The following is a 22850-nucleotide window of genomic DNA, read 5'->3' as shown; positions in this document are numbered from 1 at the left end:
CCTACTCGTCGTCGACCGGTGTCCTGAGGTCGACGCCGGAGTCGTCGTCCGCTTCGTCGTCTCCGTTCTCACCGTCGTCTTCGCTCTCGTCCCCGTCGCCCGCTTCGTCGTCCGCTTGGTCGGCGCTTCCCTCCGCGTTCTCGTCGTCCGACCCGTCTCCTTCGTCGTCCGGCGCCTGGTCGTCGTTCGGCTCTCCGTCGTCGTCCGCTTCCTCGACGCCGTCGCTACCCTCCTCGTCGCTCGCTTCCGACGTTCCTCCCCCGGGGTCGTCGTCCCCGTCGTCCTCAGCCGGTGCGGCTGTCTCGTCGTCGTCCCCGTCGTTACCCTCCGTACCGGGGAGCACCTCGTCCACAGCATCCGCGTCGCCGTCTGACAGCCCCGGAATCTCGGTCTGGAGGTCGTCGCCGCCGAAGAGACCGGCGGCGACCGCGCCGCCCGCGAGGACCGTCGCGGCGACGAACAGGACGATGCCGACGCGGACGGCGGGCGAGCCCTCGGAGGCGCCTCGCCCGGGCCAGTCGCGCCGTCCGCCGAGCGTGACGAACCAGAGCCCGATGAGGCCGATCCAGTAGGCGATCATCGTCGGGATGGCGACGAGGAACATCGTGAGCACGCCGACCGGGGTGAAGACGCCGGCGATCGCGAAGACGGCGATGGTGACCTCGCGCCAGCGCTCTCTGAGCCCCTCGTACGAGGCGACCCGGCCGCGGTAGAGCATCCACATCGCCATCGGAACGCAGGCGAGCAGCCCCACCCCGACCGTGGTGTACATCACGAGCCAGGCGAAGCTCTCGATCCGATACGAGATGATCATCTCCGCGTTGACCGCGTCGGCCACGAGGAACCACATCACCCCGGGGGCGATGTAGAGGTAGCCGATCATCGTACCGAGGACGAACGCGACGAGCATCGCGGTGGACCACGTGAAGAGAACGCTCCGGTGGCCCTTCGCGAGCCCGCGGTCGCGCAGCGCCGGCCAGGCGTAGTAGAGCACCAGTGGGAGGGTGGCGACGGCCGCCGCGAGCGTGCTCAGCTTGATCATGAAGATGAGCACCTCGACCGGGTGGAGGTTGATGATGTTCAGGTCATCGGCGCCGATGGCGGCGTCGGGGATCCGGTCGACGAAGTCCTCCTGGAGGTAGCCGAGGCCGCCGTAGTAGAGCGCGGTGAACGCGAGCGCGAGGACGACCCCGAAGACGGCGGCGATGATGAACCCCCGCGTCCGGAGCGTCCCGAGGATGAACTTGATGTCGTAGATGTATCCGCCGATGTCGTCCTCGTCGCGTTCCTCGGAGAACGACGCGAGCATACCCGTGGCGGTGCCCTCCACGACGCCCGGTTCCTCACCGGTCTCTGTCGGTGCCCCTTCGGTCCCGGCCTCGGCGTCCACTGCCTCCCCTTCGCCGCCCTCCTCGCCCTCGTGGGCGGCGTCGAACCGGTCGAAGATCGCCTGCGCCTTTCCCGGCCGATCCGACTCCATCGCCTCGCGGGCGAGCGCGAGCGCCTCGTCCTCGCCCAGCTCGACGAACGCCGCCTCGGGGGCGGCCCTGATCCCGTCCTCGTCCAAATCGGAGAGGTCGATCGCCGTCGGGTCGCCGAAATCACCGGGTGAGGAGAGCGCGGCGGCGTTCACCGCACGGTAGAGCGTGAGGAGCGTCGTGAGCACGAGCGCCGCGAGGAAGACGAGCACGCCGAGGACCACGAGCGTCTCGGTCCGCGGGAGGCCGAAGAGCGCTTCGGCGGGCAGGAAACCGGCGGGTCGGTAGGCCCCGGGAACGAGCGGGAAGACGGTCCGCTCGATCGCGGTACCGAGGCCGCTCTCGATCGCCATGACGACGGCCGCAGCGGCGAGGAGGGGGACCGCGAGCAGGACGTTCCAGCGCGAGCGCAGTTCCTCGCGGACGCTCACGTCGGAGGCGCCGCGTTTGACGTTGACGATCGTGCGGGTGAGCGCGAGGCTCGCGCCGTAGAGCAGGACTAACGGTGCGGCCCATAGCACCTGCGAGATCGGGTCCGGCGGGGAGAAGAGCGCCCCGAAGGCGAAGATACCGACGACCGCGTAGCGCCACTTGTCCCTGAACGTCTCGTAGGGGACGATCTCGGCGTAAGCGAGCGTGCTCATCACGAGCGGGAGCTGGGCCGCCAGCCCGAACGAGATCGTGAGCAGGACGAGGAACTCGGTCCACATGACGATCGACCAGTGGGGTTCGACGCCCGCGCCGATCGAGATCTCGGCGAGGAAACGGAAGATGAGCGGAAAGAAGAAGGCGTAGGCGTAGGCGACGCCGGCGACGAACAGGAGTGCGGAGATGCTCGCGATCCCGGCGATCTTCCAGCGGGCGATCGGCGCCTCGGGCATCAGCCCGCGGGCGCGGAGCTCGTGGCGGGCGAAGTAGAGAAGCGGCGGGATCGAGATGATGACCCCGACGACGATCCCGATCTTCGCCTGGAGCAGTATCACCTCGAACGGCGTCGTGACGATGATCTCGACCCGATCGAGCACCTCGGGCGCCATCTGCGAGGTCGTCACGCCGTAGAGCCAGTCCCAGAGGAAGGCCCTGAGCGACCAGAACGTGCCCAGAAAGCCGATGACGAAGACGATGAAGACCTTCTGGAGATGCGTCTGGATCGTCGAGAGCACCGCGCCGATGGACTCCTTCCCGCTGTTGAACGCGCGGGCGGTGTCCTCGTCGACGATGGACATCTACCGGGGGTAGCCCGCTCGCGATTATCAATCTTCTCTCATCGGTCTCCGCCGGTCGATAAATAAAGCCTATAACGACGTGGCGGCCTACGGCGTAGTAGATGGGCGAGGACTCCGAGCCGCGAGAGGACGCTGGGTCGGCGGCGCCCGACGGGGGGACCGCCAGCGACGGCGACGCGCCGGAGTCAGGGATTGGAGGATATGAGGACGCGGAGGCGGCGGCCGCGGCGGCGGTTTCCCGTCTCGACGCCGAGGAGTCGTCGGGCGGGGACGTCGGGACCGGCACGGGGGCGACCGGGGACGCGTCGGCCGGGTCGGATTCAGTGGGAACGCAAGCGGAACCGACGGGTATCGAGGCTCCGGAGCCGGAGTTCGAGGACGCGGAGGCGGCGGCCGCGGCGGCGGTTTCCCGTCTCGACGCCGAGGAGTCCGAACTCGACGAGGAGGGATCGAAACTCGGCGACGAGGCGGGCGACGAGGAAATCGACGCCGAGGACGATACGACCGACCCGTACATCGTCGAGGAGGACGACGACACCGGCGGGGTCGGCGGGATCACGGGCCCCGACTACGACCAGGAGATGCCGCTGGCCGACCACATCGAGGAGATGGTCAAGCGGCTGGCCGTCGTCATCGTCGTCGCCGGCTCCGTCAGCATCTTCATCCTCCCGTTCGCGGTCGACATCATCACGTTCCTCTGGTACTCGTATCTCCCGTCGGGCGAGCCACCCCGGCTCTACGGCCCGCTCGAACTCTTGCTCGCCCGGCTGAAGGTGGCGAGCCTCGGTGGGCTGTTGATCGCGCTCCCGGTCGCGGTCTATCAGACCTACCGGTTCATGCGACCCGGGCTCTACCCCAACGAGCGGAAGTACTATCTCGCGTCGGTACCGATCAGCCTGATCCTAGGGATCTGTGGCGTGCTCTTCGCGTACTTCGTGATCCTGCCGGCGATCTTCACCTACTTCTACACCTACTCGCAGGACGCCGGTGAGATCGCGTTCGCGCTCGCGGAGACGTTCGACCTGATGCTCATCCTGATGGCGTATCTCGCGATCATCTTCCAGATCCCGCTTTTGATCATGCTCGCGATCATGATGGGGCTCACGACGAGACAGTGGCTCCAGGACAAACGCCTCTACTTCTGGGCCGCGTTCCTCGGGATCGCGTTCATCTCGAACCCCGACCCGACCGGGATGGCCCCGTTCCTGATCACGGTGACGATGATCGGGCTCTACGAGGGGACGCTGCTCATCCTGAAGTGGGTCGGGCGGTAGGGAAGCAGGAACCACGACGAGGGACGGCTTCGCTCACATCGTTCTAGTGGTTCGAGTGACGTCGTCACGGCCACCGTTCGAAAGATCCGCTACTGGACGCTGAGTTCGTCGTCGGCCTCGACGTGGTCTCTATCCCACCGGAGCGTGAACGTCGCGCTCTGTTCGTCGCCCTCTAAGAGCCCGGAATCGGTGTCGACCGAGACGTCAAACGCGAGCGTCTCCGGTGGGTTGATCGTCGCGCTATCGTTACCAGCGACGACGGTGATCTTCCTGTCCGCGCCCGCATCGGTTCGCTCGTCCGATCCGGCGACATCGGGAGACCGGTCGGGCTCGCCGATCGCACCGGTCTCACCGGTCGAACCGGCCGCACCTGATACGCCCGTGTCGAGCTTCTCGGCGAACTCACGGAGATACTGTGCGATCTCTGCTCTGGTCTTCTCGTGCGTGGCATCGAGCTTCGCCATACCCGCCTCGTCGTCGTCGACGGCCATAACTGCACGACCGGCGATCGCCTGCGGATCAGCCCGACCAGATCCCCTCTTCCCGATCCAGCCAGCTCACGAGCAGGACGTGCGGGGCCGTGAGGGTCGCGACGAACACCAGGTAGAGCGCGACGAGATCCGCTACCGCCACCGGCGTCGCGGGGACCAGCGCGGCGAGCCCGAGGAGGAAGACGAACGAGAGCGCCGTGAGCGGTGCTGCGTCTCGGGCGAAGCGCGAGAGCGCCGGGAGCGTGAGCCCCGCCGAGAACGACCGTTTCGACTCGGGATCCAAGAGCGCGACACGCGTGACGTGGCGAAGCGAGTGCCAGACACAGAAGTAGAGGCCGACGGCGAGCACCGGCGGAACCACGGCGAAGAACGCGAGGAGCCCGACGATATCCCCGGCGTCGACCCGCCAGGCCCGCGTCCCGCCGGCCCGCCGGTAGCCCAGTCCAAGGTGGGCGAGGGCGAGGAGGGTGAGGACGCCCGCGACGACCAGTCGGCCTTCGGGGGTGAACGCGGGCACGAGCGTCTCTGCCGCGGCGGGATCGAACAGGCCGATCAACGTCCCCGCGACGAAGGCGTACTGGTCGGGGAAGGCGACGAGCGGGACGAGCATCGGCATCGAGCCGCGGACCGCTGCGGCGAGGACGCGTTGTACGGTCGTCCGCAGGTGAGTGGTGCCGTAGAGCGCGACGAGCGGGTAGACGTCGCCCTGACCCCAGTGGGCGAGCGCGAGTGCGACGAAGAGGACGAACGCGAGCGCTGGCGCGAAGAACCAGACGGCGAGGAACGCGAGGCCGACGAGGAGGTAGACGAGGCCGACGATCGCGAGCCAGCGGACGGTGAGTGCCTCGCCCCGAACGCGCGGGAGCAGGAGGTGGTCGACCGCGCCGTGGAGGAGCCCCAGGAGCAGGACGCTCGCGACGAGCGGGAGGTACTGGTAGACGAGCGGGAGCTCCGCGCCGAGGACGAAGGGGACGGCGGCGACGGCGAGGACGGCCCAGCCCGGGTAGAGCGTGAGTCGCCGGGCGGTCGGGAGCGCGGAGGCGCTCGAGGACGTTACGGCCACAGGCCGGTTACCCCGGCGCGGACGAGGTCCACCGACCGGGAGACGTCCGGCTCCCACCGCTCGAGCGTCCACAGGTAGAGGACGATACCCTGGACCACGAAGACGTTGGTGACGAGAAAGAAGAGCGCCTCCTCGACGGGCAAGCCCAGCAGGGAGAGCCCGACGGTGTGAGTGTCCGAGATCACCCAGATCCCGAGGCCGATGGCGATCCGGTCGATCGCCCAGAGGTAGAGCGTCGGGAGGGCGATGGCGAGCGCCACCGACCTGCGCACCGCCCAGAGGTAGGGCCAGCCGAAGCCCCACTGGATCGCGAGGATCGGGCCCGCCCACACGAGGATCGCACCCATGTAGAACGTGGGGGTGTTTGCGAGGAGGACGAGGCCGACGCCCCCCACCGCGAGGCCGGCGAGGACGCCGATCGCACGGGTGCGGCCCCCGATCCGGAGCGAGCGCTCTCTGACCTCGGGGAACTGAAAGAGGACGAGCGCCGTGAGGATCGGCTGGAGCACGAAGAAGAGGTACTCCTCGATCGGGGCGTACCAGACGGTGAACAGCGTCGTCCCCTCGCCGTACCACCAGACGCCCTCCGCGATCAGGAGGTTGTCCCACGGCGTCGTGTAGGTGACCGCGAGGACGAGGATGACCGCGAGCCCCGAGAGCGGCCCGCGACCCCACCAGACCCCCTCGCGTCGGAACGTGAGCGCGAGCACCAGCGCGATCGGTGGGAGGACGAACAGCAGGTGGAACTGGAGGTAGGTGAGCGGGGGACTCATCGAGGACGGTCGGCGAACCCGGTCTCTGTGGGGTGCGATCGGGGGATGGGGGAGGCGTCGTCCCGCGAGAGAGGATAATCCACCATACCCTTCGTAGGTGCGGCGCGGGTTTAGCGGTGTGACCGAACTAGTCAGGACCGTCGAAGAAGCCGGCGAGGAGCTTTCGCTGTGCGGAGCGGAGGTGCTGGTGGAACGTCTGTCTCGCGATGTCCATCGAGGTGGCGAGGTCGCTGCCGTCGACCGGCCGGGGCCAGTCGAAGTAGCCGCTCCGGTAGGCGGTTTCGAGCGCCACTAGCTGCCTGTCGGTGAGCGTCCCGCGAACCGAGGCGACGACGTCGAGCAGGCCCGTCGCGTCGGTGTGCGCACAGAGCACGCCGTAGTCGATCGTCCCGTCGGTGAGCGGAACGATCGCGACAGTCGAGTCCCCGGTCGGCTCGGCGGCGACGTTCGGGTCGCCCCCGGTGACCGTCTCGACGCTCGCGCTCTCGATCGCCCGACGGACCGGTCCCGCGTGCTCGAGTCCGGATTCCTGGGCTGCGGCCAGCGCCGCCGGGTCCCCGGCGGTCTCCCTGAGCCGGAGGCTCCCGCGCTCGGAGAGTACCCCGGCGATCCACGCCGCGCGATAGCCCTCCGTGTTCGCGATCTCGGCACAGACTTCGCGTTCGATCTCCTCCCGATCGGCCGCCCCGACGAGCGTCCGCACCACGTCGTCGAGAAGCCCGTCGATCCGCGAGACCAGCCGATCGAGCGCCTTTCGCTCCTCGTAGAGCGCCTCGGTCCGCCGTTCGAGCTCCCGTTCGGCGCGCTTTCGCTCCGAGACGTCGGTCTGGAAGCCGACGAAGTTCGCGAGTTCGCCGTGCTCGTCGTAGATCGGCGAGATCTCCACCCGGTTCCAGAACGAGGTGCCGTCCTCGCGGTAGTTGAGTAACTCGACGGCGACCGGCTCCTCCGAGTCGATCGCGTCTCGCATCCGCCGGGTCGCCTTCCAGATCCTCGTCTTCGTCCTGCCCAACGCCGCGCTGATCGGCTTCCGCGAGGGCATGATCGAAGAGTACCAGCCCGAGCTCACCGTACCCCTGTACCCCTGGACCCAGCTGTTCGGAATCGCGAGCGGGCTGGTCGTACTTGCCCGGATGGCACTCGTTCCCGTTCGCGGACGCGATGGGGATCGTCCTGCTCTCGCTCGCCTGGTACATGCCGTACACCGGCTGGTCGAGGCCGTCGACTGCACGGCGGTGATGGTCCAGACCGGGGAGGGCAACCGGGGTGGGCTAGTGAAACGGCTCGTACTCGACCGGCTGTTCGGGTGAGTGAGACGCTCTTTTCGGGTGGGGACGCGTCTCAGACGTAGACGAACCAGTCGTTGTACTGGTCGGTGCGCCGCTCGACGATATCGAAGAACGTCGACTGGATCTCCTCGGTGACCGGCCCCCTCGACCCGGAGCCGATCTCGACGTTGTCGACCTGCCGGATCGGTGTTATCTCCGCCGCCGTGCCCGTGAAGAACAGCTCGTCGGCGGTGTAGAGCTCGCCGCGGGAGATCGTCGCCTGATCGTAGACGGTGTAGCCCATGTCGCGGGCGATCGTGATGACGCTGTCTCTGGTGACGCCGTCGAGGATGCTCTGGGAGAGCCCGGGGGTGTAGATCTCGCCGTCGCGCACGAGGAAGAGGTTCTCGCCGGGGCCCTCCGCGACCTGGCCCTCCTTGTTGAGCACGATCGCCTCGACGTAGCCGTGACTCCTGGCCTCCTCGCCCGCGAGCAGGCTGTTGACGTAGGTCCCCGTCGTCTTCGCCGTCGTCGGCATCTGACTGGAGTGGTACTTCCGCCAGGAGGAGATTTTCACCTTCACACCGTTTTCGAGGGCGTCCTCGCCGAGATACGTCCCCCACGGCCAGGCGGCGACGATCACCTGCACCGGACAGTCACCGGGGCTCACTCCGAGGCTGTTGTAACCGTAGAAGGCGAGCGGGCGGATGTAACAGGACTGGAGGTCCTGTCTCCGGATCAGCTCGACGGTCGCCTCGCGGAGTTCTTCCTCACCGAACGGGATCTCCATGCCGTAAGGCTGACCCGACCGGAAGAAGCGTTCGGCGTGTTTGTTCCACCGGAAGATCGCCGGCCCCTCGCGGGTGTCGTAACACCTGATCCCCTCGAAGATCCCGGTACCGTAGTGGAGCGCGTGACTGAGTACGTGGACCTGGGCGTCGTCCCAGTCGACGAACTCCCCGTCCATCCAGATCGTGTCGACGTCCATCTCGTCGAAGCCCATACCCGCCCATCGTAACCGGTGCTAATGAGTGTACGCGGTTCGGTGCGGGGCGGCAGGGTTCGAGCTACCCGAGCCGCGAGAGCATCTCGCTCCCCTCGAGGTACGGCAGGTCGTAGCGCCGGGCGTACGCCCGCGCGTCGGCCGGTGAGAGCGCGACGCCGCTCTCGTCGTCGAGCATCTCACAGACGACGGCAGCGGGGGGGAGCCCCGCGGCCTCCGCGAGCGCGATCCCGAACTCGGTGTGGCCCTCGCGCTCGCCGAGCAGGCCGTCGGCCGCCCGCAGCAGGTGGACGTGCCCCGGCGCGCGGAACGCACGGGCGAACAGCTCGGGATCGGGCTCGCTGGCCGCCCGCGAGAGCGCGCGGATCGTTCTGGAGCGGTCGACGTCGGTGATCCCGGTCCTCGTCTCTCTGTGGTTCACCGTCAGCGAGAACGACGAGCGGTCGTCGTAGGCCAACTCGTGTCCGTTCGCTGTCGGGTGGTCGATCTCCTCCTGGACGAACGGCAGGTCGAGCGCCTCACAGACCGGTGCCGAGAGCGCGACGCAGACCAGCCCGCCCGCGTCGTTTCGCATCCGTGCGACGGCGTCGGGGCTCACCGCCTCCGCTGGGTAGATCAGGTCCGTCTCGCCCTCCCGGTCGTCCGCGTCGTGGATCAGCACCGGAGAGCCCGAACGGAAGGCGGCGACCGCCCTATCGACCGGTGTCGCGTCGCTCTCCCCTCTCCCCTCGCTCGCTCCCGCGTCGGCCGCTGTGTGCTGGGTCATGCCTCCTCCACGTGGATCGTCACCCGGTCGCCGTCGGCGAGGCCGAGATCCTCGCGCAGTCTCACCGGGGCGATCAACTCCAGCTGGTCCTCGTCGTGGTGGGTACGTTCGGGCGCGATCACGTGCGCGCCGTCGTACGTCTCCCCGCCACACTCGACCCGTCCGGGGTAGCAGACACACGGACCGTACGTCCGCTCGTCGTCCTCCCAGCCGTCGATGTGGACCGGCTCGAACGACTCCATCGCCCCCCGCCTGCGGACGCTTTCGGTTCCTAGCTCGACGTTCAGCGTCCCCGGGAACGGCGCGTAGCCCAGTCGCTCCTCGAACTGGGTCATGTAGCCCGGAAGCGAGATGTAGTGTTTCCCCTCGCCCATCCCCCCGGTGACCTCTCCTCTGAGATCGACGCTCGAACGCCCCTCGAACAGCGTCCGGTAGGACTCGTACTCGCGTCGGAGTTCGCGTTCGCCGGCCGCCGTGATCGAGACCCACTGGCCGTCGGCGACCGTCTCGCGCTCGATCAGTCCCGCGTCGTCGAGCCCCTGGAGCCGGCGCGAGGCCGTCTGGTTCGAGGCGTCGAGTCTCGACGCGAGGTTCGAACAGGAGACTTTCACCTCGCCGTCGAGCCCGCCGTCGAGTCCCAGGAGCCGCAGCGTCGCGACCTCGTCGGCTCCCACCGCCGTGACCGCCGTCTTCGACATACTCCGCGATTGCATCCCGTTCGTGATAAGCGTACCGAATACGGTATCCATCACGAAAACGTGATGGGTGGTCGCGCGAGCCTCGGAACCGTCCCGGCTCCGAGACGTATCCCGGGATGAGAGCGCCGTCGGTTCACCGGGCCACGACCGGATCGCGCGCCCAGAACGTGCTCTCTTTCTTCAGCTCCGGCACCCAGGTATCGGCGGTCTTCGAGAGCAGTGCGACCCGCGAGGCGGGTACGCCCTTCAGCTCCGAGTGCTCGGGCATGTGTTCGGCGACGTCTTCCGTGAACGCCATCACCTCGTCGTGCGTCGGCATCGCGGTTCGGTCGAGCCGGCCCCGCGAGTGACCGATGTGCATGTACGCCTTCAGCTCGACGAAATCGGGCTTCGCCCGCTCGTAGAAGACCGCGTACCAGTCGGGGTCGGCCATGTTCTCTCCTTTCACGAGCGTCGTCCGGAGGACGGTCCGCGTCTCCTCCTTCCGGGCGAGCACGTCCATCGTGTCGATCAGCCGCTCCCAGGCGTCGTCGTCGAGCGCGCGCACCACCCGGTCGAACGTCGCCCGGTCGGGCGCGTCGACGCTCACGTAGAGCTGGGTCGGATCACACCGTTCTAGTAACTCGGGATCGGTCCCGTTGCTCACGAGGAACGTGGTGATGTCGCGGTCGTGGAAGGCGTCGATCAGTTCGGGGAGGTAGGGATAGAGCGTCGGCTCCCCGTCCAGACTGATCGCGACGTGACGGGGCTCCATCGCCTCCTCGAACCGGTCCCTGGGAACCTCGTCGTTGCCGCCGAAACCCGAGAGCAGCTTCTTCTGTAACTCGAGGGAGGCGTCGACGACCGCCTCCGGGTCGTCCCACTCGACGTCGTCGAGTTCGTAGGCGTGGCCGCGGTGGTCGCGCCAGCAGAAGACACAGCGCTCGTTACACCGGACGACGGGCGTCATCTGGATGCAGCGGTGCGATTCGATCCCGTAAAAGATGTTTTTGTAACACTTCCCCTCGCCGCGCAGCGCGTTCGCGGTCCACCCGCAGGTCTGGGCCGCGGTGTGGTTGACGCTGTGGTAGTCCGGGGAGGTGACCTGTTTCGGTCCGTCGGCGTCGTCGGAGCCGTCGAGTCCGGCCGGCGAACGGACCGTCGATCCGTCAGCGTCTGCGGATCCACGATCCGCATTCGCGCGAATCACGGATTCGCCTTCGTCGCTCATGGGGAGCCCTCGGCGGCGAACGGGAAAAAGCGCCCGGTCGCCAGCTACTCTCGGCGCAGGTGGGCGCGAACGGACGGGACGAGCACGAGGACGACCAACGCGGCCCCGAGCGCGCCGTAGATCGCCTGAAGAGGGTGATACGTCCGGAGCAACAGCGGCTGCGACCCGATTCACGCGATCAGCGCGACCCCGAGCGAGAGCGCGGCCCACCACGCCCAACGGCGGCGTCGTCCGATCCCGTACAGTACGACGAACGAGCCGATCCCGAGGACGCCGAACAGGACGAGACCGGGGACGAGATACCCGGAAAAGGGCGTTCCGACGAGCCACTCGCGTTCCAGCCCGATCGTCGTTCCGGACGGGTCGAGGATCATCAGGCCGCCACTGACGAATGCTGTGACGCCCAGAACTGTCGCCCCGGTCAGATAGAGCCACTCCCCGGTCGGGCGGGACCGCCACGGCACGTCCATCGTCGCGTCGTCGTCCGCGTTCGCTCCCATCTGCACCAGCTTCGTTCGGGGATCGGTTAACGGCACCCGGTCCTCGCGGGTATCGCTCGCACCGACGACCTACTTGTAGCTCGACAGCAAAGGGTAGGTATGCGACCGTACTCTCGGCGCTCGGGTTCGGCGTTCCTCCTAGCCACGGAGGACGACCGGCGGTGAACCCACCACCGACACCCGACGGCGCTTCGTCCACGCCCGGCGTCCCCGGCTGGGCGGCTGCCTCGCGTCACGCGCTGAACAGCTACGTCGAGGCGAACAGGGCGTTCCTCGCCGGGTTCGGTCTCGAGACGAGCGACGACGAACGGACCGACGCCTCGCTCCCCGAACTCGCGTTCGTCTCCCCGGAGTGGACGACGGTCAGGTCCGTCGAACGTCACGAGGACCTCGCTGTCGGCGAGTTCGTCGAGTTCTCGAAACGCATCGGCGAGGAGGACGTGCGTGCGTTCGCCGAGGCGAGCGGCGACACCAACAGGCTGCATCTGGACGAGGCCTTCGCGAGCGGGACCCGGTTTCGCGGCCGGATCGTCCACGGCACGCTCGTCGCCGGGCTGGTGAGCGCCGCGCTCGCGCGGCTACCGGGGCTCACGATCTACCTCTCGGAGGAGCTCTCGTTCACGGCACCCGCGGAGATCGGCGCGCGGCTCACCGCCCGGTGCGAGATCGTCGAGGATCTCGGCGAGCACCGGTACCGGCTCGTGACGGAGGTCAGCGACGAGGAGGGCACCGTCCTGATCGACGGCGAGGCTGTCGTGCTGGTCGACGAACTCCCGTGAGCCTTCGGAACCGACTTGAGGTACCGAAGAGTTGTGGAGCACAGGAATGTTCCTCTCGCTGCGCGCGGAGGTCGCGGACGCGCTCACGTCCGCGCTCTCCGACCTCGACTGCCCGACCGAGGACCTCGGTGTCGAAGAACCACCCGAGGACGTCGACGCCGTCTTCGCCTCGAGCGTCGCCTTCCGGCTCGCGCCCGAACTCGGTCGCGCCCCGCCCGACATCGCGGCGGAGATCGCGGAGCGGATCGACCCCGGAGCGTACACGTACGTCGGCTCGGTTTCGACGCAGGGACCGTACGTGAACGTCTCCGCGAGCGACGCCTACTACGCCGACACGCTGGACGCCGCTTGCGACGATCGGTACGGGGAACTCCCCGACCGAGAGACGAGCGTCGTCGTCGAGCACACGAGCGCGAACCCGACGGGTCCGGTCCACGTCGGGCGCGCGCGAAACCCGATCATCGGCGACGCACTCGCCCGACTGCTCGGGTTCGCGGGCTACGACGTCGAGGCCCACTACTACGTCAACGACGCGGGCCGTCAGATGGCGGTGTTCACCTGGGCGTACGAGACGTTCGCCGAGGGGGACCTGGAGGAGGAACCGGCCCGCGACCGGATCGAGTACGATCTCGTCCGGTACTACCGGATCGGGAACAGCTATCTCGAGGAGGCCGACGAGGAGGCGGTCGCCGAGGCCGAAGCCGAGATCGAGGCGATCATGCAGGGGCTCGAAGCCGGCGACGAGGAGACGTACGAGCGGGTGAGCGAGGTGGTCGATCAGGTGCTCGGCGGGATGCGCGAGTGTCTCTCGCGGCTGCCCGCGGAGTTCGACGAGTTCGTAAAGGAGACGCGATTCATGCGCGACGGCTCGGTCGACGACCTAATCGAGCGGCTGCGGGTGCTCGACGCCGCGGTCTACGAGGACGACGCCTGGCAGCTCGACCTCGAGAGCTACGGTATCGAGAAGAAGCTCGTCTTCCTCCGGGCGGACGACACCAGCCTCTACACCACCCGCGACCTCGCCCACCACGAGTGGAAGTTCGCGAACTACGACCGCGCGGTGACCGTCCTCGGCGAGGATCACAAGCTCCAGGCCGAGCAGTTAGAGGCCGCCCTCGACATGCTCGGCAACGACACCGATCGCCTCGATAGCGTGATCTACTCCTACGTGAACCTCCCGGAGGGGAAGATGAGCACGCGGCGCGGGACCGGTGTCCAGCTCGACGACCTGCTCGACGAGGCGATCGAGAGGGCCAGAGAGGAGGTCGAATCGAGGATGGACGACCGGATCCGCGACGACGACCTCGGTACCGAGGACGTCGAACGGATCGCCCGACAGGTCGGCGTCGGCGCGGTGCGCTACGACATCGTCTCGAAACAGCCGACGAAGGCGATCACCTTCGAGTGGGACCGCGCGCTCGACTTTGAGGCCCAGAGCGCGCCCTACGTCCAGTACGTCCACGCCCGCTGCTGTGGTATCCTCGCGGAGGCCGACACGGAACCGGGGACGGTCGACCCCGACGTGCTCGGAACCCCCGAAGAACGAGCATTGCTCTCGGTGATCGCCCGTCTCCCCGCGGTGATCGAGTCGGCGGCGGCCGACCACGAGCCACACCAGGTCGCGACCTACACCCGCGAGTTCGCCGAGACGTTCAACGCCTTCTACCGCGAGTGTCAGGTCCTCACGGCCGAGGAGGGCACGAGAGACGCCCGCCTTGCGCTCGTCGCCGCTGCGAGACACACAGTCGCGAACGCGCTGTTCGTCCTCGGAGTCGAGGCCCCCGAGTCGATGTAAAGGGTCGCCTCCACCGCCATCACCGCCAGAACGAGGAGCCCGATCGTCGCGAGGAGAAAGGGCAGGAGCCACCGCCATGGCGTCGAACCGCTCGCGCTCATACCGCTCATTACGCGGTCGCCACCTATCAGCGTTTCACCGGCCGAACAGCCGTGAGAACAGCCCACCTGAACCTCCGTCGTCTTCGTCGTCTTCGTCGTCCTCGTCGTCCTCGTCCGTGCGCTCTGTCCCGTCGTCGTCCTCGTGGTCGGTCCCATTTGACCCCTCTTCCGACCCCGAATCAGCCGGTCCCTCCTCCGAGTCCTCGGACTCGGACCCGCTTCCCGCGACCTCGCGTGCCCGTTCCGGGTCCGCCAGTCCGGCGAGGACTGTCTCACCTCCCTCTCCGGTGGCCCCCTCGTCGGCGGGCGATTCGCCCCCCCGAAGGTCGTCACCGAGGCGGTCACAGAGCGCCTCCGCGAGGTCGAGATACGCGGTAGTCACCGGGTTCTTGCGTGCGTTCGCGACGACCGGTCGCCCGACCGTCGCGCTCTCGTAGACGGCCTCGTCCTCCGGGACGACGGCGAGGACAGGCGCGCCGACGGTCGCCTCGACCGCCTCCGTCGCCCGCTCGTTCGCCTCCGTCACGCGGGTGAGCACGAGCCCGGTCACGGGCGTGTCGAGCCGTTCGGCGAGTTCGTTCACCCGTTCCGCACTCTCTAAGGCCGGCGTCTCGGGGGTCGAGACGAGCAGCACCTCGTCGCCGAGACCGACCGGCACCAGTGTGTCGTGGCTCAGCCCCGCGCCGACGTCCAGTACGACGATGTCGAACGCCTCCCGCAGGCTCCCGACGACGCCGGAGAGCGCCTCGGGATCGGCGCTCGCGTAGCCGTCGAGCGTCCCCCCGCCAGGGACGTATGCGAACCCCCCGGCGTCGTACGTCGCCTCCCTGACCGGCACCTCGCCCGCGAGCACCTCGTACAGCGTCGGCCCTTCGACGCCGCCGAGCGCGCTCGCGAGCGTCGCCATCCCGAGGTCGGCGTCGACGACGACGCTCGATCGATCCCTGGCGGCGAACGCCGCCGTGAGGTTGATCGCGGTCGTCGTCTTCCCGACACCTCCTTTCCCGCTCGCGATAGCGTAGACGATAGCGTCACTCATACGTGTTCGTTCCCCGAAGGTCATCGGCGGTCGTACATAAACTTGTCCGCTATACGGATACGTTCCGCCGACCTCTCGGGGGCGTGCGGAGCGACGCGTTCTCCTCGCGACCACCGCAGGTGCGGGTACGTCTCCGGGAGCGAGTACCGACGGTCTCGTCCCGGTCGCGCCCGAGGACGAGGCCGCCTGGCTCGCGCTCTCTGTGCTCGCGCTGGCGCTGACGTTCGTGGTCACCGTGGTCTTCCGTGAACGGGGGTCACGTCCGTCGTGTGTAGCGGTCCGGAGGCGGTGAGAGCTCTCGTGAGGTCAAAGGGTACTTAGCGGCTGGCCGTGCTACTGGTGGTAATGAGCGAACAGCAGGCCGAGGACTCCGATCGCCGGAAGTACGAGTTCAGGAAGGTGATCGAGGAACTCGAGGAGTACGAGGGATCGGGCACCCAGCTGGTGACGATCTACGTCCCGCCGGACAGACAGATCTCCGACGTCGTCGCCCACACGGTCCAGGAGCACTCGGAGGCGTCGAACATCAAGTCGAAACAGACCCGGACGAACGTCCAGGACGCGCTCACGAGCATCAAGGACCGACTCCGCTACTACGACACCTTCCCCCCGGACAACGGGATGGTGCTCTTCTCGGGTGCGATCGACTCCGGCGGCGGCCAGACCTCGATGATCACGCGAGTGCTCGAGGACCCGCCACAGCCGATCGAGTCGTTCAGATATCACTGCGACTCGGAGTTCCTCACCGAGCCGTTGGAGCAGATGCTCGCGGATCAGGGGCTGTACGGTCTGATCGTCCTCGACAGGCGCGAGGCGAACGTCGGCTGGCTGCGCGGCAAGCGGATCGAAGCGGTGAAGTCGGCCTCCTCGCTCGTACCCGGCAAGCAGCGAAAGGGTGGTCAGTCCGCCCAGCGATTCGCCCGCCTGCGACTCGAGGCGATCGACAACTTCTACCAGAAGGTCGCCGGGATGGCCGACGAGCTGTTCGTCCCGAAACGCCACGAGATCGACGGCATCCTGGTGGGGGGGCCCTCGCCCACGAAGGACGAGTTCCTAGACGGCGACTACCTCCACCACGAGCTCCAGGACAAGGTCCTCGGGAAGTTCGACGTCTCGTATACGGATGAAAGCGGGCTCTCGGACCTCGTCGACGCCGCCGAGGACGTCCTCGCCGACGCGGAGGTGATGAAGGACAAGGCCGAGATGGAGGAGTTCTTCCGCAAACTCCACAAGGGTGACCTCTCGACTTACGGTTTCGCACAGACGCGGCGAAACCTCGTGATGGGCTCGGTCGACCGGCTGCTCATCAGCGAGGACCTGAGACAGGACATCGCGATCTTCGACTGCGACGGCGAGGAGGAGTTCGAGCTGGTCGATCGGCGTCGGTCCACGCCGACCCACGACTGCGAGAACGGCGCGGAGGCGGAGCTGATCGAGCGAGAGGACGCGATCGACCACCTGATCGACCTCGCCGAGCAGCGCGGCACCGAGGTGAAGTTCATCTCGACCGACTTCGAGAAGGGCGAACAGCTCTACGACGCCTTCGGCGGCGTCGCGGGCATCCTCCGCTACTCGACGGGCGTCTGAGACCGACGGGCGTCGGCGCTCGATCGGTCGGATCGGAATCGTTAACCCCTGCCCTCGGCCACGGGTAGTCGAACGCCGAGATGTCACGGAGCTTCGAGTCCGATCTGCTGGGGCTGCTCGCCACGCGGAGTGCGTTCGTCGAACGACTCCGCTCCGGCGCGACGGACAAACCCACGCTCGAAGCCGACCTGAACGTCTCCCGCTCGACCGTCGACCGTGCGGTTCGCGACCTCGAGACGGCGGGGCTCGCCGAACGACGCGACGGGACGGTCAGACTCACCGTCGTCGGCCGGCTGATCGCCGAGGAGTTCCGCTCGCTCGTCGACGTCGTCTCCGACGCCGCGAACGCGAAGCCGGTGCTCGATCCGCTGGATCCCGACGCTCCCCTCTCCTCGACCTTTCTCGACGGTGCGGCGGTCTACCCCTCCACCGCGCCGGCGCCCTACGACCAGGCGGACCGCATCGAAGAACGCCTCTGCCGGGCAGACCGGCTCCGGGCGTTCACGAAGGTGATCTCCTACGAGCCGATCAGTCAGCTCCTCTCCGAGCGGGTCGTCGCCGGGGGGATGGAGTTCGAGGTGATCTACGAGGCGCCGATCCTCGACTACCTCGAGCGCGAGCGCGCCGCCGAGCGCCGGGAGATGTTCGAGACCGGCCGGTACCGGCCGCTCGGCGTCGAGACGCTTCCCTACGGGATGCTCCTCATCGACGGACCGGACGGCTCGTCGGCGGTGATCACGACCTACGACGAGACCCGGACCTTCCGTGGGATGCTGGTCAACGAGCGCGAGGCGGCCGTCGAGTGGGCGACCGACCTCTACACCGAGTACCGCGAGGACGCGACGGACGTCAGTGACCGCTTTCGGTAGCTCCCCGGTGACTCACGGGGATCATCGTCGCCACCCGGATCTCGTGGGCTCACACGTCTCCGGTGTCGTTCGATTCGCGACCGAGAACGTGCGGGCTCCTCCGATGATTCCCATCAGAGGATCTGTTCGAGCTGCGGACGCCGCCGGTCGACGTCGAACGCCAGTGCGATCCCCTCGTCCGTCGCGAGGCGTTCGACGGTCGACAGCGCGTCGATCCCGTCCCGTTCGAGGACGGCGACGACAGCCTCGATCCGCGCCCGGTTGAGCGCGATCGACGAACAGAGCGTACACAGCACGCAGACCCCGATCGCCGCCGCCTCGTCGGCCGGCAGCGCGTCGGAGAACCCGCGTACCCCCCCGCCGGTCGGCTCGGAATCGGTACCGGAAACGGTGAGACAGCGCCGACAGACCGCCCCGACGCCCGGCTCCTCGGGGTGGTGATCTCCGTACCGCTCCGGGATCGGGACGACGGTCACCTCGCTGCCGCAGACCGGACAGCTCATCCAGCTAGTCGTCCGCCGGGATCGCCTGCGCCTCGCGCTTCTCTCGCGCTTCCGCCTGCTCTTCGGCCTCCTTCTTATCTTTGATCTTCTTCATCCGGAAGATCTCCTCTCGTTCCTGTTCCTCGAGTTTCTGCTCGATGAACTCCTTGTTCTCGTAGAGCTGTGGGAGCAGGGTGAACTCGAGGGCGTTCACCCGGCGTTTCGTCGTCTCGATCTCCTCCAGCATCTTCTTCATCGCCGTCTCCACCTCGGCGACGAGGATGATCGTATCGAGCAGCTCCTCGTAGGCCTCGGCGGCCTCGTCTATCCGCGCGGAGGTGCCCAGCAGGCCGTAGCCGCGCTGGTCGAGGCTCTTTCTCACCCTCGTGGATTCGATCTGCGGGACGACGACGCCCATGATGTTCTTCGACTGGAGCGTGATCTCCGGGTGCTCTTCGAGCGCTGCGGCCGCACCGCGCACGGCGACGTCGCCCTCCATCGCCCGCGCCATGTTGAGCTTCTTCTGTGCGCGGAGGTAGTCGTCCTCTAAGTCGCCGCGGACGTCCTGGGCCTGGTCGAGGATGTCCATGAACTCCATGATCAGCCCGTCACGTTTCTTCTCGAGCGTGTCGTGACCCCGTTCGGAGAGCTCGATGCGATCGTTGATCGCCATCAAGTTCTTCCGGGTAGGCTTGACGTCCTTGGCCATTAGAGAGGGATTGCTCACCCAGCGGGTTAACCCTTTTCGAGTTCGGTCGGAACTCCGGGTCGTATCGCGAAAACGAATCGTGGGGGGCGCGGCGGTCAGCGGGGTGGTCGTTCGACCCGGTCGCCCCGGAGCGGGCCGCGGTGTCGGAGGTACTTCCGCAGGAACCGCTCGACGCGACCCGGCTCTCCGGACGAGAAGGGGGTCGCGGGGAGGTAGTTCGGGAGCTCTCGCTCGTCTCGGTCGGTCCGTTCGGTGGCGTCGGTGTCGTTCATCGATCGTATATAAGCGCGCGCACCGGATAAAAGCTTTCGACTGGCTGGTATATTCGGAACGATCGTTCGTTACCGTCGTGTTCCGACGGTCGTCTCGACCGGCTACACCCGTCGTACCCACACTCGGCAGCCGTTTCAGGGGGCTGGATCGACATCGCCTCCGATCGGACCCGGTTCGACGGACAGTTCACGGACCGTATATATCTGCCGTCGGAACGTCGGTTCGCGGGAACTCGTTCGCCGACGCGGTCGCTCGATCGGGTGCGCGGAAAAAGCCGTGACGATCAGTCCGCGGCGACCTCTTCGGCCTCTGCCTGCCCGTCTTCGACGTAGTGCTCTGCGATGAACTCCTCGTCGATCCGGTTGAGCTCCTCCTTCGGCAGCATCGAGAGCAGCGTCCAGCCGATGTCGAGCGTCTCCTCGATCGAGCGGTTGGTCTCGTAGCCCTGCTGGACGAACTCGGTCTCGAAGCGGTCGGCGAAGTCGAGAAAGAGGTTGTCCCGCTCGCTGAGCGCCTCGCGACCGACGATGTTCACGAGGTCACGGAGGTCCTTCCCCTCCGCGTAGGCGGCGAACATCTGGTTCGCGACGTCGCTGTGGTCCGCACGGGTGAGCCCCTCGCCGATCCCGTCGTCCATCAGCCGCGAGAGGCTCGGCGAGACGTTGATCGGCGGCTCGATCCCCTGGCTGTTGAGCGCGCGGTCGATGTAGATCTGGCCCTCGGTGATGTACCCCGTCAGGTCGGGGATCGGGTGCGTGTCGTCGTCGCCCGGCATCGAGAGGATCGGGATCTGGGTGACCGACCCATCGCGACCCTCGATCCGGCCCGCACGCTCGTAGAGCGTCGCCAGGTCGGTGTACATGTAGCCCGGATAGCCACGCCGTCCCGGCACCTCCTCACGGGCGGCACCGATCTCTCGCAGCGCCTCGCAGTAGTTCGTGATGTCGGTGAGGATCACCAGCACGTGGTAGTCCTCCTCGAACGCGAGGTACTCGGCGGTCGTGAGCGCGAGCCGCGGGGTGACCGTCCGCTCGACCGCGGGGTCGTCCGCGAGGTTCATGAAGACGACCGACCGCTCCAGGGCGCCGGTGCGCTCGAAGTCGTCGATGAACTCGTTGGCCTCCTCGGCGGTGATGCCCATCGCGGCGAACACCACCGCGAACTCCGAGCCCTCGCCGCCTTCGTCCTCCTCTGGGACGGTCGCCTGCCGTGCGATCTGTAGCGCCAGTTCGTTGTGCGGCAGACCCGATCCCGAGAAGATCGGGAGCTTCTGACCGCGAACCAGCGTGTTCATCCCGTCGATGGCAGAGACGCCGGTCTGGATGAACTCCTCGGGGTACTCCCGGGAGTAGGGGTTGATCGCCGCGCCGACGATGTCCTCGCGCGAGTCGGGGACGATGTCGGGCCCGCCGTCGATCGGGTTGCCCGACCCGTCCATCACCCGCCCCAGCAGCTCCTCGGTGACGGGCATCTTCATCGTCTCGCCGAGGAAGCGGACCGAGGCGTTCGTGTCGATCCCGGAGGTCCCCTCGAACACCTGGATCGCGACGAGGTCGGTCTGGGACTCGAGCACCTGTCCCCGCTTCACGTCGCCGTTCGGCGTCTCGATCTCGACGATCTCGTCGTAGCCGATCGGCTCGTCCGTCTCGACGAACACCAGCGGTCCGCTGATCTCCGTTATCGTCTGGTACTCCTTCATCAGTAGAGCCCCCTGAGCTGCTCTTTCAGATCCGATTCGAGCTCGTCGATGAACTCGTGCCACTCCTCTGCGGTCCCCATGCGGTTGAGCCGCGGGGCGGCGTCGATCTCCTGGATCTCCGTCGGCGGGACCCCCGCCTCCAGCGCGGCGAACGCCTCGTCGTTGAACGTCCTGATCGCCTCGAGCATCCGGTAGGTCTTCTCGGGCTCGCAGAACGTGTCTACGTCGTGGAACGCGTTCTGCTGGAGCCACGCCTCGCGCAGGTAGCGGGCGACCTCGAGGGTGAGCTGCTGGTCCTCGGGGAGGGCGTCCTTCCCGACCAGCTGAACGATCTCCTGGAGTTCGGCCTCCTCGTCGAGCGTGTCGACCGCCCACTGGCGGACCTCCGGGTAATCCTCCGCGACGTTCTCCCGGTACCAGGGGTCGAGCTGCTGGCGATAGAGCGAGTACGACTCGTTCCAGTTGATCGACGGGAAGTGTCTCCGCTCCGAGAGATCGGCGTCGAGCGCCCAGAACGTCTTCACGATCCGAAGCGTGTTCTGGGTCACCGGCTCCGAGAAGTCACCGCCGGGCGGCGAGACGGCGCCGATCACCGAGATAGAGCCCTCCTCGCCGTTGATCAGCTGGAACTTCCCCGCCCGCTCGTAGAACTGTGCGAGCCGCGCGGAGAGGTAGGCGGGATAGCCCTCCTCGCCGGGCATCTCCTCGAGTCGCGAGCTGATCTCGCGCATCGCCTCCGCCCACCGCGAGGTGGAGTCGGCCATCAGCGCGACGTCGTAGCCCATGTCCCGGAAGTACTCCGCGATCGTGATCCCCGTGTAGATACAGGATTCGCGGGCCGCGACGGGCATGTTCGAGGTGTTCGCGATGAGGCAGGTCCGGGCCATCAGCGGCTTGCCCGTCTTCGGGTCCTCCAGCTCGGGGAAGTCCTCGATCACCTCGGTCATCTCGTTGCCCCGCTCGCCGCAGCCGACGTAGACGACGATGTCAGCGTCGGCCCACTTCGCGAGCTGGTGCTGGGTGACTGTCTTCCCGGAGCCGAACGGCCCCGGTATCGCGGCCGTTCCACCTTTGGCGATCGGGAACAGCCCGTCGAGGATCCGCTGCCCGCTGACGAGCGGGATCTGTGGGCTCTCTTTCTCCCTCGCGGGTCGGGGTTCGCGCACCGGCCACTCCTGGTGCATCGTGATCTCCTCGTCGGAGTCGAGTTCCGCGACCGTCTCCATGACGGTGAAGTTGCCCGACTCGATCGACGCGATCGCGCCGCCCTCGTAGTCCGGGGGCACCATCACGCGATGGGTGATGCTCTCGGTCTCGGGCACCTCGCCGATCACGTCGCCGGGGGAGACCTCGTCGCCGACCTCGACGGTGGGAGAGAACTCCCAGGTCTTCTCCAGGTCGATCCCGGGTGCGTCGACCCCGCGGTCGAGAAACGGCGTTCCCATCTTCGTCTCGAGGACGTCGAGCGGGCGCTGGGTCCCATCGTAGATGGAGTACAGCATGCCCGGCCCGAGGTCCACGCTCAGTGGCTCGCCCGTGTTCTCGACGGGCTCACCGGGGCCGACGCCCGAGGTCTCCTCGTACACCTGGATCGTGGAGAGGTTCCCCTCGATCTCGATGACCTCGCCCATCAGGCCCTCCTCACCGACGTAGACGACGTCGTTCATCCGGGCGTTCACGTCGCGGGCGGTGACGACCGGCCCGCTGACGCTCTCGATGACGCCCCTCTCTTCGACGTCGAACTCTGGCTGTGTTGTCTGGCTCATA

The 22850-nt window shown here is 67.3% G+C and carries 22 protein-coding genes; 6 read left to right on the top strand and 16 right to left on the bottom strand.

The annotated features are described in order from the left end of the window. Window position 1 precedes the first annotated feature (1 nt). Window positions 2–2704, bottom strand: a complete 2703-nt coding sequence (locus tag V2L32_RS20910; RefSeq protein WP_331234572.1) for a twin-arginine translocase subunit TatC — start codon at window positions 2702–2704, stop codon at window positions 2–4. 101 nt (window positions 2705–2805) lie between these two features. Between V2L32_RS20910 and V2L32_RS20905 the strand changes: the two genes are divergently transcribed. Next, window positions 2806–3978: a twin-arginine translocase subunit TatC gene (locus V2L32_RS20905; RefSeq protein ID WP_331234571.1), complete on the top strand. Its 1173-nt coding sequence runs from the start codon at window positions 2806–2808 to the stop codon at window positions 3976–3978. 89 nt (window positions 3979–4067) lie between these two features. On the opposite strand, the gene V2L32_RS20900 is transcribed toward V2L32_RS20905, so the two are convergent. The 4 genes from V2L32_RS20900 to V2L32_RS20885 all read right to left on the bottom strand — a co-directional run bounded on the left by V2L32_RS20900 (window position 4068) and on the right by V2L32_RS20885 (window position 7347). Next, entirely contained in the window at window positions 4068–4442 is a 375-nt protein-coding gene (locus V2L32_RS20900; protein WP_331234570.1) for an amphi-Trp domain-containing protein, read from the bottom strand. 55 nt (window positions 4443–4497) lie between these two features. Beyond that, window positions 4498–5532, bottom strand: a complete 1035-nt coding sequence (locus V2L32_RS20895; protein WP_331234569.1) for a Brp/Blh family beta-carotene 15,15'-dioxygenase — start codon at window positions 5530–5532, stop codon at window positions 4498–4500. Beyond that, entirely contained in the window at window positions 5523–6305 is a 783-nt protein-coding gene (locus tag V2L32_RS20890; RefSeq protein ID WP_331234567.1) for a lycopene cyclase domain-containing protein, read from the bottom strand. The genes V2L32_RS20895 and V2L32_RS20890 overlap by 10 nt, the downstream gene beginning before the upstream one ends. Window positions 6306–6432: 127 nt before the next feature. Then, entirely contained in the window at window positions 6433–7347 is a 915-nt protein-coding gene (locus tag V2L32_RS20885; protein WP_331234566.1) for a helix-turn-helix domain-containing protein, read from the bottom strand. On the opposite strand from V2L32_RS20885, the gene V2L32_RS20880 reads away from it, so the two are divergent. Then, window positions 7346–7615: a hypothetical protein gene (locus tag V2L32_RS20880; protein ID WP_331234565.1), complete on the top strand. Its 270-nt coding sequence runs from the start codon at window positions 7346–7348 to the stop codon at window positions 7613–7615. The genes V2L32_RS20885 and V2L32_RS20880 overlap by 2 nt on opposite strands. A gap of 31 nt (window positions 7616–7646) precedes the next feature. Here the strand turns inward: V2L32_RS20880 and V2L32_RS20875 are convergent, their stop codons facing one another. The 5 genes from V2L32_RS20875 to V2L32_RS20855 all read right to left on the bottom strand — a co-directional run bounded on the left by V2L32_RS20875 (window position 7647) and on the right by V2L32_RS20855 (window position 11750). Beyond that, entirely contained in the window at window positions 7647–8576 is a 930-nt protein-coding gene (locus tag V2L32_RS20875) for a branched-chain amino acid transaminase (protein WP_331234564.1), read from the bottom strand. A 64-nt stretch (window positions 8577–8640) separates the two neighbouring features. Next, on the bottom strand, window positions 8641–9342 hold the full coding sequence (gene ribB / locus V2L32_RS20870) for a 3,4-dihydroxy-2-butanone-4-phosphate synthase (RefSeq protein ID WP_331234563.1): 702 nt from the start codon (window positions 9340–9342) through the stop codon (window positions 8641–8643). Beyond that, complete coding sequence (locus V2L32_RS20865; RefSeq protein ID WP_331234562.1) at window positions 9339–10040, bottom strand: DUF120 domain-containing protein; 702 nt, start codon at window positions 10038–10040, stop codon at window positions 9339–9341. The genes ribB and V2L32_RS20865 overlap by 4 nt, the downstream gene beginning before the upstream one ends. A gap of 133 nt (window positions 10041–10173) precedes the next feature. After that, a complete protein-coding gene (twy1, locus tag V2L32_RS20860) occupies window positions 10174–11250 on the bottom strand; it encodes a 4-demethylwyosine synthase TYW1 (RefSeq protein WP_331234561.1) in 1077 nt (358 codons plus the stop codon). Between the two features lie 170 nt (window positions 11251–11420). Further along, the gene (locus V2L32_RS20855; RefSeq protein WP_331234559.1) at window positions 11421–11750 is read right to left on the bottom strand and encodes a hypothetical protein; all 330 of its coding nucleotides are present in this window, start codon (window positions 11748–11750) and stop codon (window positions 11421–11423) included. Window positions 11751–11911: 161 nt separating this feature from the next. Here V2L32_RS20855 and V2L32_RS20850 point away from each other — a divergent pair, with 161 nt between their 5' ends. Continuing rightward, window positions 11912–12529: a MaoC family dehydratase gene (locus V2L32_RS20850; protein WP_331234558.1), complete on the top strand. Its 618-nt coding sequence runs from the start codon at window positions 11912–11914 to the stop codon at window positions 12527–12529. 46 nt (window positions 12530–12575) lie between these two features. After that, window positions 12576–14324, top strand: coding sequence for an arginine--tRNA ligase (argS, locus tag V2L32_RS20845; protein WP_331234557.1), 1749 nt, complete (start codon window positions 12576–12578; stop codon window positions 14322–14324). A 135-nt stretch (window positions 14325–14459) separates the two neighbouring features. On the opposite strand, the gene V2L32_RS20840 is transcribed toward argS, so the two are convergent. Continuing rightward, window positions 14460–15464: a nucleotide-binding protein gene (locus tag V2L32_RS20840; protein WP_331234555.1), complete on the bottom strand. Its 1005-nt coding sequence runs from the start codon at window positions 15462–15464 to the stop codon at window positions 14460–14462. A 345-nt stretch (window positions 15465–15809) separates the two neighbouring features. On the opposite strand from V2L32_RS20840, the gene prf1 reads away from it, so the two are divergent. Then, on the top strand, window positions 15810–17051 hold the full coding sequence (gene prf1, locus V2L32_RS20835; protein ID WP_331234554.1) for a peptide chain release factor aRF-1: 1242 nt from the start codon (window positions 15810–15812) through the stop codon (window positions 17049–17051). A gap of 80 nt (window positions 17052–17131) precedes the next feature. After that, entirely contained in the window at window positions 17132–17920 is a 789-nt protein-coding gene (locus tag V2L32_RS20830; RefSeq protein ID WP_331234553.1) for a helix-turn-helix transcriptional regulator, read from the top strand. A gap of 113 nt (window positions 17921–18033) precedes the next feature. On the opposite strand, the gene V2L32_RS20825 is transcribed toward V2L32_RS20830, so the two are convergent. The 5 genes from V2L32_RS20825 to V2L32_RS20805 form a co-directional block, all read right to left on the bottom strand. Next, the gene (locus V2L32_RS20825) at window positions 18034–18423 is read right to left on the bottom strand and encodes a DUF6276 family protein (protein ID WP_331234551.1); all 390 of its coding nucleotides are present in this window, start codon (window positions 18421–18423) and stop codon (window positions 18034–18036) included. Between the two features lie 4 nt (window positions 18424–18427). Then, a complete protein-coding gene (locus tag V2L32_RS20820; RefSeq protein WP_331234550.1) occupies window positions 18428–19111 on the bottom strand; it encodes a V-type ATP synthase subunit D in 684 nt (227 codons plus the stop codon). 95 nt (window positions 19112–19206) lie between these two features. Beyond that, window positions 19207–19383, bottom strand: coding sequence for a hypothetical protein (locus V2L32_RS20815; RefSeq protein ID WP_331234549.1), 177 nt, complete (start codon window positions 19381–19383; stop codon window positions 19207–19209). A gap of 284 nt (window positions 19384–19667) precedes the next feature. Continuing rightward, a complete protein-coding gene (locus V2L32_RS20810) occupies window positions 19668–21083 on the bottom strand; it encodes an ATP synthase subunit B (RefSeq protein ID WP_331234548.1) in 1416 nt (471 codons plus the stop codon). Then, window positions 21083–22849: an ATP synthase subunit A gene (locus V2L32_RS20805; protein ID WP_331234546.1), complete on the bottom strand. Its 1767-nt coding sequence runs from the start codon at window positions 22847–22849 to the stop codon at window positions 21083–21085. Before V2L32_RS20805 ends, V2L32_RS20810 begins: the two co-directional genes overlap by 1 nt. Window position 22850: the final 1 nt, after the last annotated feature.

It is taken from the genome of Halalkalicoccus sp. CGA53 (genome assembly GCF_036429475.1).
In the GTDB taxonomy this organism is placed as follows: domain Archaea; phylum Halobacteriota; class Halobacteria; order Halobacteriales; family Halalkalicoccaceae; genus Natronorarus; species Natronorarus salvus.
This window is presented reverse-complemented; position numbering and strand designations above follow the sequence as displayed.

What these genes read in the sequence shown, in the direction of transcription:
- V2L32_RS20910 (WP_331234572.1), bottom strand. Translation starts at nt 2,704, where the DNA reads ATGTCCATCGTCGACGAGGACACCGCCCGCGCGTTCAACAGCGGGAAG.
- V2L32_RS20905 (WP_331234571.1), top strand. Translation starts at nt 2,806, where the DNA reads ATGGGCGAGGACTCCGAGCCGCGAGAGGACGCTGGGTCGGCGGCGCCC.
- V2L32_RS20900 (WP_331234570.1), bottom strand. Translation starts at nt 4,442, where the DNA reads ATGGCGAAGCTCGATGCCACGCACGAGAAGACCAGAGCAGAGATCGCA.
- V2L32_RS20890 (WP_331234567.1), bottom strand. Translation starts at nt 6,305, where the DNA reads ATGAGTCCCCCGCTCACCTACCTCCAGTTCCACCTGCTGTTCGTCCTC.
- V2L32_RS20880 (WP_331234565.1), top strand. Translation starts at nt 7,346, where the DNA reads ATGATCGAAGAGTACCAGCCCGAGCTCACCGTACCCCTGTACCCCTGG.
- V2L32_RS20885 (WP_331234566.1), bottom strand. Translation starts at nt 7,347, where the DNA reads ATGCCCTCGCGGAAGCCGATCAGCGCGGCGTTGGGCAGGACGAAGACG.
- V2L32_RS20875 (WP_331234564.1), bottom strand. Translation starts at nt 8,576, where the DNA reads ATGGGCTTCGACGAGATGGACGTCGACACGATCTGGATGGACGGGGAG.
- ribB (WP_331234563.1), bottom strand. Translation starts at nt 9,342, where the DNA reads ATGACCCAGCACACAGCGGCCGACGCGGGAGCGAGCGAGGGGAGAGGG.
- V2L32_RS20865 (WP_331234562.1), bottom strand. Translation starts at nt 10,040, where the DNA reads ATGTCGAAGACGGCGGTCACGGCGGTGGGAGCCGACGAGGTCGCGACG.
- twy1 (WP_331234561.1), bottom strand. Translation starts at nt 11,250, where the DNA reads ATGAGCGACGAAGGCGAATCCGTGATTCGCGCGAATGCGGATCGTGGA.
- V2L32_RS20855 (WP_331234559.1), bottom strand. Translation starts at nt 11,750, where the DNA reads ATGGGAGCGAACGCGGACGACGACGCGACGATGGACGTGCCGTGGCGG.
- argS (WP_331234557.1), top strand. Translation starts at nt 12,576, where the DNA reads ATGTTCCTCTCGCTGCGCGCGGAGGTCGCGGACGCGCTCACGTCCGCG.
- V2L32_RS20840 (WP_331234555.1), bottom strand. Translation starts at nt 15,464, where the DNA reads ATGAGTGACGCTATCGTCTACGCTATCGCGAGCGGGAAAGGAGGTGTC.
- prf1 (WP_331234554.1), top strand. Translation starts at nt 15,810, where the DNA reads ATGAGCGAACAGCAGGCCGAGGACTCCGATCGCCGGAAGTACGAGTTC.
- V2L32_RS20830 (WP_331234553.1), top strand. Translation starts at nt 17,132, where the DNA reads ATGTCACGGAGCTTCGAGTCCGATCTGCTGGGGCTGCTCGCCACGCGG.
- V2L32_RS20825 (WP_331234551.1), bottom strand. Translation starts at nt 18,423, where the DNA reads ATGAGCTGTCCGGTCTGCGGCAGCGAGGTGACCGTCGTCCCGATCCCG.
- V2L32_RS20820 (WP_331234550.1), bottom strand. Translation starts at nt 19,111, where the DNA reads ATGGCCAAGGACGTCAAGCCTACCCGGAAGAACTTGATGGCGATCAAC.
- V2L32_RS20815 (WP_331234549.1), bottom strand. Translation starts at nt 19,383, where the DNA reads ATGAACGACACCGACGCCACCGAACGGACCGACCGAGACGAGCGAGAG.
- V2L32_RS20810 (WP_331234548.1), bottom strand. Translation starts at nt 21,083, where the DNA reads ATGAAGGAGTACCAGACGATAACGGAGATCAGCGGACCGCTGGTGTTC.
- V2L32_RS20805 (WP_331234546.1), bottom strand. Translation starts at nt 22,849, where the DNA reads ATGAGCCAGACAACACAGCCAGAGTTCGACGTCGAAGAGAGGGGCGTC.